Annotated in this window: 13 protein-coding genes; 4 read left to right on the top strand and 9 right to left on the bottom strand. The window is 41.1% G+C overall.

Going from position 1 to position 13,277, the window contains the following annotated elements; translation table 11 throughout:
• The first annotated feature begins 106 nt into the window (after nt 1-106).
• Both F9K23_18340 and F9K23_18335 read left to right on the top strand, forming a co-directional pair.
• Entirely contained in the window at nt 107-832 is a 726-nt protein-coding gene (locus F9K23_18340; GenBank protein KAB2912882.1) for a hypothetical protein, read from the top strand.
• A 207-nt stretch (nt 833-1,039) separates the two neighbouring features.
• A complete protein-coding gene (locus tag F9K23_18335; protein KAB2912881.1) occupies nt 1,040-1,348 on the top strand; it encodes a DUF2958 domain-containing protein in 309 nt (102 codons plus the stop codon).
• A gap of 71 nt (nt 1,349-1,419) precedes the next feature.
• Here F9K23_18335 and F9K23_18330 read toward each other — a convergent pair whose 3' ends face one another.
• The 9 genes from F9K23_18330 to F9K23_18290 form a co-directional block, all read right to left on the bottom strand.
• Nucleotides 1,420-2,397 carry an Abi family protein gene (locus tag F9K23_18330; GenBank protein ID KAB2912880.1) on the bottom strand — a complete coding sequence of 326 codons (978 nt, stop codon included), beginning with the start codon at nt 2,395-2,397 and terminating at the stop codon, nt 1,420-1,422.
• A gap of 446 nt (nt 2,398-2,843) precedes the next feature.
• Complete coding sequence (locus F9K23_18325) at nt 2,844-3,698, bottom strand: relaxase/mobilization nuclease domain-containing protein (GenBank protein KAB2912879.1); 855 nt, start codon at nt 3,696-3,698, stop codon at nt 2,844-2,846.
• Nucleotides 3,699-3,700: 2 nt separating this feature from the next.
• Entirely contained in the window at nt 3,701-4,237 is a 537-nt protein-coding gene (locus tag F9K23_18320) for a hypothetical protein (protein ID KAB2912878.1), read from the bottom strand.
• Between the two features lie 12 nt (nt 4,238-4,249).
• Nucleotides 4,250-5,722, bottom strand: coding sequence for a type IV secretion system DNA-binding domain-containing protein (locus F9K23_18315; GenBank protein ID KAB2912877.1), 1,473 nt, complete (start codon nt 5,720-5,722; stop codon nt 4,250-4,252).
• A 320-nt stretch (nt 5,723-6,042) separates the two neighbouring features.
• A complete protein-coding gene (locus tag F9K23_18310; protein KAB2912876.1) occupies nt 6,043-6,783 on the bottom strand; it encodes a hypothetical protein in 741 nt (246 codons plus the stop codon).
• Nucleotides 6,776-7,846, bottom strand: a complete 1,071-nt coding sequence (locus F9K23_18305) for a hypothetical protein (GenBank protein KAB2912875.1) — start codon at nt 7,844-7,846, stop codon at nt 6,776-6,778. The genes F9K23_18310 and F9K23_18305 overlap by 8 nt, the downstream gene beginning before the upstream one ends.
• 12 nt (nt 7,847-7,858) lie before the next feature.
• On the bottom strand, nt 7,859-8,086 hold the full coding sequence (locus F9K23_18300) for a hypothetical protein (GenBank protein KAB2912874.1): 228 nt from the start codon (nt 8,084-8,086) through the stop codon (nt 7,859-7,861).
• A gap of 179 nt (nt 8,087-8,265) precedes the next feature.
• Nucleotides 8,266-8,679 (bottom strand): hypothetical protein, encoded by a 414-nt coding sequence (locus tag F9K23_18295; protein ID KAB2912873.1) that lies wholly within the window; start codon nt 8,677-8,679, stop codon nt 8,266-8,268.
• A 56-nt stretch (nt 8,680-8,735) separates the two neighbouring features.
• Complete coding sequence (locus tag F9K23_18290; GenBank protein ID KAB2912872.1) at nt 8,736-9,428, bottom strand: hypothetical protein; 693 nt, start codon at nt 9,426-9,428, stop codon at nt 8,736-8,738.
• Between the two features lie 457 nt (nt 9,429-9,885).
• Between F9K23_18290 and F9K23_18285 the strand changes: the two genes are divergently transcribed.
• Both F9K23_18285 and F9K23_18280 read left to right on the top strand, forming a co-directional pair.
• Nucleotides 9,886-12,624 (top strand): hypothetical protein, encoded by a 2,739-nt coding sequence (locus tag F9K23_18285; GenBank protein ID KAB2912871.1) that lies wholly within the window; start codon nt 9,886-9,888, stop codon nt 12,622-12,624.
• A 301-nt stretch (nt 12,625-12,925) separates the two neighbouring features.
• Nucleotides 12,926-13,277, top strand: a 352-nt coding sequence (locus F9K23_18280) for a recombinase family protein (GenBank protein KAB2912870.1), incomplete at its 3' end; no start/stop codon positions are given.

Below are 13,277 nucleotides of genomic sequence, written 5' to 3'. Positions count from 1 at the left end.
ACACGGCCTGTTCCCGCTCGGGGGCAGGCCTTTTTATTTTTTCTTGATACAAACTTTAAAAGTGATTGAAGGGCTTTTGGTATGGTGATGCTAAACCAAGTCCTTTATGAATAACTCTATAAACCTTTTTGAACAATTACTACAGCACTTTACCGGGCACCCCCCTGACCGTGTATTTGATAATTTCCTGTCAGTTGCCATTTGCTTATTGGCTGCCGACTCACCACAGCAGACCCCTTCACCCTTTAATTTTGAGGCATGGTACTCCGAAGTCTCCCGACCCTATACAAGACGGGAACAGAAGCTGTTTCCGTTTTTGCTCCATGTATTGATTGAAGAGATACAAAAGCGGGTGAATCTTAGGGAAGATCCCGATGTATTGGGAGAGTATTATCAACAGTACTTTATGAAGGAAGAGGAACTGCTCATCCTGCCTTATAATGCATATTTGGTGATGGCTCACGCATTATCGAAGCGGGATACACCTCTTATCGCCCCTGACTTTATGGTAACGGATTGCAGAAGCGGCGGGCTTATCTCCGCACTTTTCTCTGCGTTTGGAGAGGAACGTGCATACTACGGCCTCGAACACAATCCGGTATGCGCGAAGATGGCTGCCATTAATGTGTTTTTGCGTGGGGTATCGGATGCGGAAATTTTGTATGCGGATACGCCAGATGGGTTTTCTGTCAGTTACAAGATTACAGGGTCGCCGCACAGCCTTACGATAATTACCCGAAAGGAGGATTCTAAATTGTGGGCTGCTAAGACCTCTCCGGAGAGCAATATGAATGTTGTGTCTTTGTCTCAAATCCAAGTAAAGCCGCGGTAGCGGCTTTCTTGTTTTGATGGATTGTTAACGGGAGTAAAATTGTCCCCCGTTGCAGGTATATACCTGCACCTTATACTTATCGGTGTACTGTTCTTTCACCCTCCTTCATCTCTCACTATGGATTGCCTGATTTCTTAATGAGTGTAATGCTTCTGTTTTGGTGATGGTTGGTATGGCTTAGCTATACCAACCAATAACACCTACACCATGAAACTTATTACTTCTGAATTACAAGCCCGATTTTTGGAAATCGGCGAACAGCGTGAGGAAAGCGACCCAATCATCGTTGCTAAATTCTTTAATCCCTGTGGCTCACAAACATGGTGGGCAATTAGTTACGACCCTGAATACAATATCTGTTTCGGGTATGTGACAGGGATGTTTGTGGACGAACTAGGCAGCTTCTCTATTGATGAAATGGAGGCTCTGCGGCTGCCGTTCGGCCTCAGGATTGAACGGGATATTCACTTTGATGAATGTCGCCTTTCTGATGTGAAGTCGGGTAAAGTGATGTAAGAAACTTAAAAACTCTCAACGAAAGTCGAGAGTTTTTTGTTGTAGTAAAGCGTTTTTAAATGGTTCTTCGTTTAAAGCACTCTGGCATCCTCGTTCCAGAAAGGCTCGTCCCTCCAGTCGATAGGGAATCCCATATATGCTAAATCCACTTCAGGATATTTTTCTACTATTGCATTAAACTTCGCAACAAATTTTGTCTTTGGATCGATTACCCTCAAAAGATATAATCCACAGCACAGGGATATGTAGATTTTATCCAAACTTACATTATTATCACTTATCCAAATATCTTGGGGCTTTGTTAAAACTTGAGGTCGAACTTTCATTGTCCTATTCCATAAACGTCCGTGATGGGCACAAATATTTCTTACATAAGTCAATGTGTGAAGCCAACTTTCAAGTAGATCCGGGGAGTAAAGATTGAAATTCTTTGTAATTGTTTTTTTTGCTTCAGATAACTTTAGTAAACGAAATATTTTTGACAGTAATCCTAGTGAAATTACTTCAAAAGTAATCCAAGAAGGTGGCCGTTTGGGGATAGTGTATTTTGAATGATAATGCCGAATTATACTCTCCTTCTTTGCCCTTTCAATTTCTTCATCAATTGTCCTCAAGTTTTGATTAAAGATTTTACGCTCCTTAAAATTCTTTGGATCTTCAAACCACCATCTCCTTCCTGCCCCATTGGAAAAAGGAAGTTCATCAACGGAATAATGGTAACTCAGTTGTGTTCTAAAAGCAACTTCGAAATGTTCTATCATGTCGAATATCAACAGACGAAGTTCCCTATCAAAGAAATAAATTTGAAAGATGTTGTCTGTAGTTATACCATCAAAAAAAGAATGATCAGCACTTTGATTATCCTGTAAATCACGTTGATATGGTATTAGCCGAAAGTAACATATCATCGAAAGATAATCTCGAGCTTGCTTTTTATCATTGATGATTAAACCTCGAGCTTCGAGTAGATTAATTTGCTCATCAATAGTAAGATGTGGTTTTAGAAAATCCGTCATAGCGTAAAAAAAATGACCCGCCCGGGTGCGCATGAAAAAATTTCATTAAGCGTGGGCGGGTTCTATTATTTTCAAATTTACTCAAGACGCTATCCTGATATAAATTCTTAATCTTCACAAAATGTTAATAAGCTATTGCAACCGACTAGTAAATAGTTTAATAGTGAACAATAAAAATTTAACGGACGGCAAAGGTACGCGGTTTTTTCAAAAAAACAAACATCTTCTACAAATATTATAAAAATATCTATGTTGTGTCAAGTGTAAATCTATATTCTCTGAATCAGCCAGATTGCATTGGACGGTATCCATTAACCGTCCAATGCAATCTGGTTGGGGACAACAATCCAAAAAATACATTATGCCTACCTTTCAGGGCTGTATTTTTTGTGCCGTTTTCCCCAAGCCCCTTTCATGTCTAGAAACAAAAAAGGCCGCCATAGGCAGCCTGATTTATAAATCCCTTTATAAATGGTGTATCACCGTTCCCTTTCCTTCTTTCGCTCTTCGCGTTGCTTACGGATACGGTCAAGGGTTGATACTATTTCTTTTTCTTTTGTATGTTCCTTTTGTAATGCGTTGATGTGGTTATCAAACCCAAGCCGGGAGAACCGTACCTTTCTGTTGGTTTTAGGAGCTAAAACCCCTTGCAAACGGCCGTTTCGTTCATATACAGTAATCCCCTGTTCCTGTAAAAGTTGTTTGAGATCATCGGGTGAGGCGGATATGGTGAGTGCCTGCTCTATGGCGTGGGTAAGTATTTCTTTGTCGGTTGTACCAGTCCGTGCTTTAAGGTGGTATTCATTATCGTGTATCCGTACCTTGTTGTTTTTGTCGTGATCTACGACGGAGTGAGTTATTTCGGGGTAGCGTTCCAATTGTATGGCTTCCAAATCCCGCTTGAGTTTGGCGAACTCACCTTTACTTATTCGCAACGACCTCCCCGTGAGTAGCTCTAAACTTGAGTGCACCACGTGCAGGTGTACCGCATTTTGCAAAAAATGTGGTGTTGCAACGTACAGTGATATACCCCTTCGTTTGGCAAACTCCCTTGCAATATCTTTTAGCATCGCAGTTGTGATGTTCTGTCTATCAGAAATATGCCAGCTAATTATAACGTGGTACAGGTAGTTTTGGTTAGAGCGTTGGTATAAGCGATAGCTTTCCTGAGTTTCGAAAGATTGCACCCATTCATCTACTGTGTGGCCGGTGAGGTTTTTAGTGTACACAAACCGCTCAAGCCCGTCGGGTGCGGGTTTTTCATTTTCGTGCAGAACATAGTTTATGAGTTGTCGATAGGATGGGGTCTTGCGGCTAAGGGACTTGATAATCACGGTTACTTTTTTTCGATTAGTTGCCTAATGGTTGTTATAAGTTCCGGGGACCTTTGTAAGGATTGCTCGATTAACTCCAACAATTCCGGCGGGTTGTGGTACAAGCTCATGGTCCAGTTTTCCAGTATGGTAAGGCGGGCTTTTAAAGTATCGAGTTCATCGAATGAGAGGGTGGTGTTTTCGTGTTGAGTGAGATGTTCGTGGATGAGGCCGAGCAATTGCATAATCTTTCTAAAGATTGCAACATTGGGCAATACTGGAGAATTATTGAGGTGGCCGATGGTGATTTCTTGGATGAGCTTGGTTGGACTGTTTCCGTAGGCTGTGGCTGCTTTTTTGAGTTGCGTTACTTCATCTTTAGAAAAGCGGGGCTTGTAATATACAGCCCCGCTGTCTTTTTGTTGCTTTCGCCACTCACGTTTCCAAATCGCATGGTACTTTTTGCGGGCAATTTTTAGTCTGTTTTCATCCGCGCCTACTAACCCCTGTTGCTCCATGTAGGTAAACCACCCGCTTCCCTGTTTGGGTTTGCGTGCCATAACAAGAAACAGTTAGAGGGGTAATTGCGGAATAATAATCTGTGAGATTGGCTCAATAACTGTTGGAGGTATTTTTGACCGTTCTTTAAACCGCCAAATAGTGTAGTAGGGTTTAACATCAGCAATAATAGCTGGGTAATTACCACAAAGTAATAATGCCTTATCCTTTTGCATTGTTCTAATGGAATAAGCCGACATTAAAGGTTCAACTCGCTTTGCGCCATTTTCATCAGTTACAGTCGTTGTACCAAGCATTTGTTGAAGTTCTTGTGCTGTAGTCAAATTCTGACCCGCCATGTATAGTTTTGAATAGCAACAGCTTATAACGCTTTCCGCCCCTGCTTTTCCATAGGCACGCTCTACTTGCGAAAATGATTGATAAATCAGCAGGATAGAAATTTTATACTTCCTACTTGTCGCCAAAATCGTTTCGAGAAATGTACCTAGGCTGAGCGATGATGCCTCATCAATGGCTAATACCACCGGTAATCCGTCTTTTGTAACGTCAGTCATTAGACTATTCATCAGGCGGAAAAACAGTATGGACTGATAGAGGTTTAAGTATTTGTCGTCAAGTACAGATGCTTGGACAAAGATGCACGTCGGTCGGGTGCGGGTAATGCCCCAATCGAACGTGCTTTTAGAACTGATCTGTGCGAGGTTTGTATCTACAAAACACGCAAGACTGGCCTTAAGGGTCGCCACTGTTGAAAGCCTTGTTTTATCCGGGATACTGATGATACTTGCGTAGGCAAGTTGCAAATCTTCAGGTGCGTGTATGACATATTTATCAAGAGCCTTGTCGTCGCTTGCAAATTTTTCGCATAATCGTTTCAAGTTGTAAAAATTGTGATATTTAGGGTCTTGGGTTTTGAGGATTTTCATAAGCACGAATGCAAGCTCTTTGGCTGAGTGTCGCCAGTAGGACTCTCCTTCGTTTCCCCCATTGTTTGGTGTAGTAACTAATTCTGCCAGCCTTCCTAAATCGGCATCAGACAAGTTCCCATCAAGTGGGTTCCATGCATCAGAACTTAATTGAGCGTTTGATAAATTTATAACCCGAACATCATATCCTTGTTGCTTAAGATAGCCTGATGTTATCCTGTGTAATTCACCTGCTGGATCTCTAACCACATAGCTTTTTTCACCTCGTGATGAAAGGAGTGTTGTGGCCACAACCGCTAAACTCTTTGAGCTACCCGGAGCACCAAAAACAGCCATGTGGCGTGTGCAGGTTTCTATCGAAAGCGCACGGTCGCCAATCCTCACGCCTTTGTTCCAAAAACTGATAAGTTCACCGGGATTGTCCTTGAAAGAAGCGTTGTGTTGGGTAGTAGTGGCTTGAGTAGCTGTCGTACCAGCGATAAGGGCGAAGAAGGTTTTTAAAATAAGCTCAATTAATTTGCCTAAGAAGATAAGGGTTTTGTGTGCAAGGGTTATACTGATGCGAAAAATATAACCCAAAATTTTGTTGGCGTTGTCCATGATATTTTATTTTTTAATGAATTGGTAATTGAAAATTTGTTTAGAAAAAATTGAAGAGTTTTTGATTTGAGGTGTGTAGGCAAAAAAGCCTTTGTGCAATAGCACTATTCCACCCAGCCGTAGTATTTGGCAAAGAGGTAGAGGGCGATAACCAAAAATGCGAAGGCAAGAGCTCCTGCGCTTGATTTCCCTTGTGGCTGGTAATAGGGGGATTGCTTCGGTTCCGATGCGGTGTTCTTTACAGCACCTAATAAAAGCGTGACTTTTCCGAATCTCCTACCCCATACAAATAGAGGGCGTTTGGACATGGTAAATGTGTATTACTGATAATTGTCTGCATACCGGCTACCGAGGGAGCCGATGAATACCTCTGCGCCGTGCTTTCTGAAGATATGCGCAAAAACCTGCGAGCGTTTTGCATACGCTTCGTTTTCTTTATAGTTTGGTGCTTTATACACCAAGAAAATACTGATGTTGTTCAGGTCCTCTAACGGATACTGCTGCTCCAAGGCTGACGCTACGGCTTCCGGGTCTTTATTTAATAGTTCCTGAGTCTTTGAATCGTACAGGCTGACGCTTGAATGCTCGAGCAGGTCTGAGTAGATTATGCAGACTTTGCGTGCGTTGTGTGATGCCGTTTTTTTTGAGAGTGTATTGAGTGCTTTGGCACAAGTTCTGAAAACTATAGATTTCGCTTTCTTAATGCTATCGCGTTTGGCAAGCACGGTCAATTGTGCAGATAACTCTTTAGAAAATTGTTTCACTTTTTGCTTACGCAGGTCTTTGTTCACCGTTAACGGATTTTCTTTAGGCAGTTTGCATAGAATTGCTTCCGTATAATCCCCGTCGGTGATGGGGATTACGGTAATGCACGCACCTGTGTATATATCCGCAGTTACTCCTGCAAATTCCAACAAGGTGATGGCATCGGGATAGATGAGGTGTGGGTCGGTAATATCTACCAACACTACCAGTTCTATATTAAAGGAGTCTGACGAGTGTTGTTGGGTACAGCCTGCTGCTATCGCTGCAATGACTGCAAAGAAGATGAGTTTATTCATTAGATGTGGTGGATTTGTAGTTGAAGTTTGTTTTAAACGGAAAAGGATACGGCTCTTGAATGGATGGTGCGAATGGTGTTGTCTTTCGGGTTACAATGCGCTTTTTATAGTCCTCAAAACCACTCTTTGCAAAGGAGATTACCTGTTGCTCGAGGGTATGGCCGTACTCGTAGATTTGTGCGGCTGACAGTGCCGTTGAGCGGGAGTTTACATCGGTAGCTTTTATCTGTTGCTCAATTGCCTCAAGCTGTGCTTCCAACTCCTTCTTTTTACGCTGTGCTGTTTTGTAATTGGTATATTTTGTTTTGGTTTCTTTATCCGGTTGGAGTAAGGATAACAACATAGCAATTGAAGTCATTATTACCGAGGTAACAATAAACAACCCCGGACTGTATATGATACCTTCCCCGCCATCTTGTTGCGATAACTGTGTGAGATAATCGGCCCTCCCCGTGCCTATGAAATAAAAGAAGACAACCGGCAGTAGCCACATAATCGCAAACACAATGCGTTTTTCTTTTGGGGTACGTGCACGGCGCAGTACCGCAGGTACGCTATCGTAATAGGAGGAGAGAGCTATCGCCAAGAGTGAAGCGGCTATTGCCGACTCTATCCAGTTGAGGCCAAACTGAGAGAAGATCGGGGTAGTATAAAGCCCTTCAAACAAGGCAATGGCTGCCACCGTTGTTTTGATGCCCATGTGTTTAGCCGGATTGTAATCGGGCGGCTGTGACATATTCGCGCAATGGTCTGTAAGGGCATCCCCTAACTCTTTGCGGGAATTATGCAAATCTTGCTTATTGCTGTTTGCCGCATCGGTAGTTTGGCGCACCTCAAATAGCAAGGCATCACTTTGAAGATGTTGATTGATACGAGTTATAAGGTTCTCAAATTTGCTATGGTGTTCCGCCCAATAGAAGGAAAAGGTTTCGCCTTCGCGGGGAAGGTTACTTACTGCTAAATGGTTGGCATCGGAAATAAATTTTTCTTTAATGGTGTCGAGTTCCCTATGAAGCAGGGCTTCAAGCCCCGCATCCATAGGATTGGTTTTTTGTATATTCATTATTGTAACTATTTAAATGGTAAAAAAATTTGTACTTATTAAATGTGATTGCCGCTCTATATCTTCATCCCTTTCTTTTCTGTTTTTACGAAGGGTATCAAGCAATGATGGGTGTTTGGGAGTGTCAAAATCTGCCGGGTAGCGTTCTATACTGTACTGTAATTGAACCGTTTCCAATGAAGCCTTTAAATTGTGTACTTGCCGTAGAAGGTGTGCCTCTTTATTGGCAATGCTTTCCAACTCTTTGTGAAGGGTTAGTTTTTGTGAGGGGTTACTCCCGGTTAGTTGGTGAAGGGTATTTTGTTTTTGGAGGGTTATTAATTCTTTTTCTTTGCAATAGCCTACAGAGGTTGGCTACTGAATGAGCCAACATAATATCTTCAACAGTGGGATCGGATTTGTTTTTAGGTTCCATTGTATTAGCGATCCATTTCTTTGTCGTTTTCTTTATTCATTTTGTTTTGACGGGATTTTTCCAGTGCCCTTTCAGCATCAATAGCTTTTTGCTCCCGTTCAGCAGCAGCGTATTCATCAAAAGTGTCTTCGGGGTCACGGGACGGGATATTGCGTTGTGGTTCCAGTAGAGATTTTTGGTATTTGAGCCTATCGAGTTTTTTTGATAGGAACTGCTCACTGTTTTCAAGGTTCTTCATCTTCCAAAACTGTTTGAGGTTAGCCACACCCTCTGGGGTGCGTGCAATGCCTACTTCTATAGCCTGCCGTTTTGCTACAACCGTATCTATTTGGTTTTGGACATCCTGAATGGAATTGTCGAGTGCTGTAAGGGTTGCTTCGTCCTGAAGCAGTTCCCTTTCTTTTTTAGTTTTATTCATAATAAAATGTGAAGTGAATGGAAAAGAACCCCGGCATCCGCCGGGGTTGAGGTGTCTTAGTTGTCTGCCCAACGTATTGCAGCCTGGATTTGGTGCAAAAGCAGTTTATGACCTTTATAGGTCGGGTATTGCTGCTCCACCTCGTGCAACTGTTTTTGGGCCCTGTGCAGTTCTTCGCTCGCGGAATCCATCATGCCTTTGGACAACAGGGTCAGGCCATATCTGTATTGCACATGAGCTTGAGATTTTGTATGGGTAGGTCCGTACAAACCCTTACCCTGCGCTGCAACAACGAATTTTCCGGCATCAAGGATGATATTTTGCAGTTTGTGGAGATTTCTTGCCGCGTATGCTTTGTCGGCCTTCAGCCTCAACAGGTACTTATCACAGTACAGCAGACCGGGGGCGTGCTGCTTTTCCCAAAAACTGCGTTTGATACCTTTTATTATGGTGATGGCGGTATCATGGTGATTTTTGCCGATGAGGTATTCTTCATAGGCATTTTTTGCGGCGGTGAAGTTAACTGAGTGTTCGCCCGGTTCGCGGTTTGTTTTACCCTGCTCTTCACGCGCAGCGATACCGTTCATGTAGTTGAGGGCTTCAGCCATTTGTTCATCGGTGATGTCCCTGCAGGTTAGTCCCAATTCTTTCAGTATGCGGGATTTTACCAATGGATTTTTGAGGGCGGCCGCGCCGCCATAGCTTGCGATGATACCTTTTAAGGTATTCATGTACGGTAAATGTTTCATTTCTTTCTAAGTTTTAATGTGTTCTACCCTTCCCGGAGATTTTGGGATAAGGCTTATGCGGCAGGTGGGTAAAATAAAAAGCCGCACAAGCTCATTTTTGGTGAACTTACACGGCTGTATGGCTGCCTATTGACAGCTTTTCCATAACTTGCTATCCTCGAAGGAGTAGCGAACTGTCTGATAATGTGTAAGTTCGTGAAGCGTGGCCGCCCTGGATCAGAGGGCGGTCTTTTTGTATGTAAGCCCGGCATACTACATGGCCTTAACTTCCTGCCATAATTGTTTTTTATTTCATGTGATTTTGTTTATTTGTATTTATTGTTTTAAATGTTTTTGAAACACTCACCTTTTGGCTTGGTGTTTCAATATTCGAAGCAACCTATAAAAGGTGTTTTTTTGGCTGCCACCCACTATTTCTTGGGCAACCAAAAGCTACAAACAACTAACTATCAGTTAAATGCAAATAAAAAGCGTTTATAAGAATGTTTTTCTTACTGTGTTGCTAACAAGGATTATCAGAAAGGAATTAACACGCAACCGGAAAAATTTTACACGCACTCACCTTGGTCGGGTACTAAAAGAACGAGGTTTTGAACCTGCTACGCGAACAATTTGGGATTTTCTTACCAACGATATTGAGAACGTAAAATTAGCCTTCACTGAGAGCAGTGATAAGAATATTGGTTCTATTGATATATTGTTCACGCTGGTGCAATCGAACCTCGTTGGTATGAATTGGCATGAGTTTGAAAAAATTCAACGAGAGCAAATAAAACATTTTCCTGACATACAGGAAATTGTTACTCAATTTGACACATTAGAAATAGTTAATGCAGTAAAAACAGTTTTAGGGGGCCAAGAGAAGCATGGGAGGACTTTGTCATCATTATTAAACCCAGATAATTATGAGAAAGTTCCCAATAATGAAAAACTCTTGTTGAAAGATGTTCTAAAGCATTTTAAGGATAGAATAAATCTACGATTAGAACAGTTGTATCCTAAGGAGTATTCGATAGGCAGTTACTTGTTATCTGAAGATGAAATCGCATTAATCAGCTTTTTCCAATCCTTACCGCAAGGTTTAGCCGCAAATGTTAATTTTGACCAATTAGCAACAACGGACTCTTTCTATTTGATAAATTGTACTCCTGCGCTCATAATACAGAGATTATTAGAAAAGACCTTATTGATTAGACAAGAGAATGGAAAACTTGTATTAGCTGATCCTTGTTGGAAATTTAATTTACCGGACGTTAAGGTCAACTATCAGCCTTTATTCTGGTGTATTGCCGACCAATTAATGGTTACGGGCTACAACTTTCATAAAGGCATTGCTCTTTATTTCTATCAAAAGGCAGGACGTTGGGAAGAAACCCGGGAATGCCTGCGGTACCGTGGTAAATTAAAAAAAACAGGGTTTCTGCATTTATATATTGATGTACTAAATACTCAAATTGATTCAAGGTATTTTTTATCCATGCTTCCCTATGACCCTGAATTTATTTGGCTGTATTGGTCTCTTTCCTCAACATATAACAGTATTGGGGATCTAACAAACGCCTCATACACTTTGGCTAAATTATTTAAAGCAATCAAGCGTCGCTTTTTGGAAAAGCAACAATTTATTGTTGAAGGAATTGAAGTTGTGATAAAAGCTTTTCAGCTTGGACTCGATATTCTCATTAATTATGATGACAAAAATCTTCTTAAAGAGGAAGCGGAGGTCTTTAAACTATTTATCCTTGATTTTCTTTCGGATAAAGTACTAAAGGAACATATCTCCACTGAAAGGCTCTGCCAGCTATCTTCAACGGTTGCAAAGTACTACTATAAAATAGACGGCGGAAATTATGCTGCCAGGCTAATGTTTTCAGCGTTCGACAGTTTTATACCGAGTACAAAGTCCAGCACAACCGCATTGATTAACTTAACACTTATTGATATTGCAGACCCGTATTTACCCTATCCTCAGCTCATAACATGGGCAAAAACGGCCAAAAAGGTTTTTTATAATAACCATAATTATACAGGCTTAGCTAAAGCGGAATTATACTTAGCCAGTTTAAGGATATTAAATGATGAGCCTGTAACTACAGAATACCTTAAACGACCTATTCGTATACTAATAAACAGCGGTGGTTACGACGAACAGGTGTTAAAACATCTGAAAAATATTTGTACTCATATTGAAGTCGGTGATTTCCTGGAATTAGTCCTTACTGAAATAAAAAGGCTTGAGAGTATAAAGAACTCTTTTTCCGCAGGGACTGCTATGGCTCCGCGGCTTACCTTATTGCTTTTGGATTTCAATTCAAGAAACTATGACCTGCTGGGTTTTTTAAATGAATCTGAGGCACTGGGTATTTTATTATCGATGCAAAGCCCGACATTTAAAAAAACAGTCAGCCTGAAAAACAACAAAGAACTACAAGCATTGATTTCCGGCGATGACATCACCAAAATGCGCTACCTGAAAAAGGCCCGCGCATTGTCCGCTAATAATCCTGCTCATTTTTATCAGATTCCGTTAACCAAAACCATTCTGACAAGTTCGTGGGGCATAAATACTTTGCCTCAAGTGTTAAACCGATATTTTGCTCACGAGAGAGTTCAGGAAATAGCTAAACTTCCTGATCCGAAATTCAGGCTTGACTATACTCACTTCCTGATAAGGAATAAGAAGTTAAACCGGGCAAAAGTGATTTTGGATGGCTTTAACCTGACGAATGATTATCCGGAATACTATAATCTTTTAGGGCATTACAATAAATATACAAATACACACGCCCAAACGACCAATATTGTTGTAGGTTATTATTCTCAGGCGGTAACATTAGCTGAACAGCTTATCAAAAAAACACGAGATAATAAACTACAGTTAAAATTTACTAAGGATAAAGGCAGGTATTTAAACAACCTAGGTGGGTATATTATCGAAAACAGAATTTACAATAGTTTCGGAAAAGCAAAACGGCACCTTATTGAGTCCATTACTATTATGGGAAGTTATGGAGAGTTCCCTTATCCGTATCAATATTTGGCATTGCTCTATTTTATTAAATATGCCAGGCTGTCGAATAATAAGAAAACAAAACTAATAAACAGGTTACTCGGTCAATTCAATATAAGTAATGATGACAAAACGGATATTAACCGATTTGCCCGCGAAAGATGGCTTGAGTTACTTAATAGCTGATAATCATCTGTAACTGTCATTTTGTCTTCCACTCCTTTTTGGCATTTAATTAGTCCTATATCGGTTGCCTTTCAGCCATAATCTCTTTATGGCTTATATCTTTTGTTCGTAACTATTTCCCAGTATTTACGAGCGTTTTCACTCTAAATCTTATATCTTTGGCTAAGCCCAAACCACATACTCCTATTAATAAAACCGATTGTCCCGATGACAATCAGGCGGCACTTCGTGTTTTTGTGGAGTTGGTTATAAGGGCGTATAAAAGCAAACAGAAAAAGGAACAATCTAAAGATAATTAGCAATGGAAAGGGTTATCACGTATTGCAGGGTTTCGACAGACGAACAAGCCAGCCAAGGGTATTCTCTGCGGGATCAGAAGGATAAGTTGGAGAAGTATTGTACGTCTCAGGGATATGCTGTTGCTGCCCATTATGAGGAAGATTATTCTGCCAAAACGTTTGACAGGCCGGAATTTAAAAAACTGCTGGCTTTTGTTAAACGCAATAAAGGTTTAATAACCAAATTAATATTTATTCGCTGGGACAGGTTTTCCAGAAATATAACGGATGCTCTAGTGGTTATCCGTGAGTTAGCCTCATACGGCATTACCTGTATCAGTATTGACCAGCCCCTTGATTTATCCATACCGGAGA

The sequence above is a fragment of the Bacteroidota bacterium genome, assembly GCA_008933805.1.
Lineage (GTDB): Bacteria > Bacteroidota > Bacteroidia > UBA8524 > UBA8524 > SB11.
This window is presented reverse-complemented; position numbering and strand designations above follow the sequence as displayed.

Coding starts and splice junctions, on each gene's coding strand:
- F9K23_18340 (KAB2912882.1), top strand. CDS start 107: ATGAATAACTCTATAAACCTTTTTGAACAATTACTACAGCACTTTACC.
- F9K23_18335 (KAB2912881.1), top strand. CDS start 1,040: ATGAAACTTATTACTTCTGAATTACAAGCCCGATTTTTGGAAATCGGC.
- F9K23_18330 (KAB2912880.1), bottom strand. CDS start 2,397: ATGCGCACCCGGGCGGGTCATTTTTTTTACGCTATGACGGATTTTCTA.
- F9K23_18320 (KAB2912878.1), bottom strand. CDS start 4,237: ATGGCACGCAAACCCAAACAGGGAAGCGGGTGGTTTACCTACATGGAG.
- F9K23_18315 (KAB2912877.1), bottom strand. CDS start 5,722: ATGGACAACGCCAACAAAATTTTGGGTTATATTTTTCGCATCAGTATA.
- F9K23_18310 (KAB2912876.1), bottom strand. CDS start 6,783: ATGAATAAACTCATCTTCTTTGCAGTCATTGCAGCGATAGCAGCAGGC.
- F9K23_18305 (KAB2912875.1), bottom strand. CDS start 7,846: ATGAATATACAAAAAACCAATCCTATGGATGCGGGGCTTGAAGCCCTG.
- F9K23_18295 (KAB2912873.1), bottom strand. CDS start 8,679: ATGAATAAAACTAAAAAAGAAAGGGAACTGCTTCAGGACGAAGCAACC.
- F9K23_18290 (KAB2912872.1), bottom strand. CDS start 9,428: ATGAAACATTTACCGTACATGAATACCTTAAAAGGTATCATCGCAAGC.
- F9K23_18285 (KAB2912871.1), top strand. CDS start 9,886: ATGCAAATAAAAAGCGTTTATAAGAATGTTTTTCTTACTGTGTTGCTA.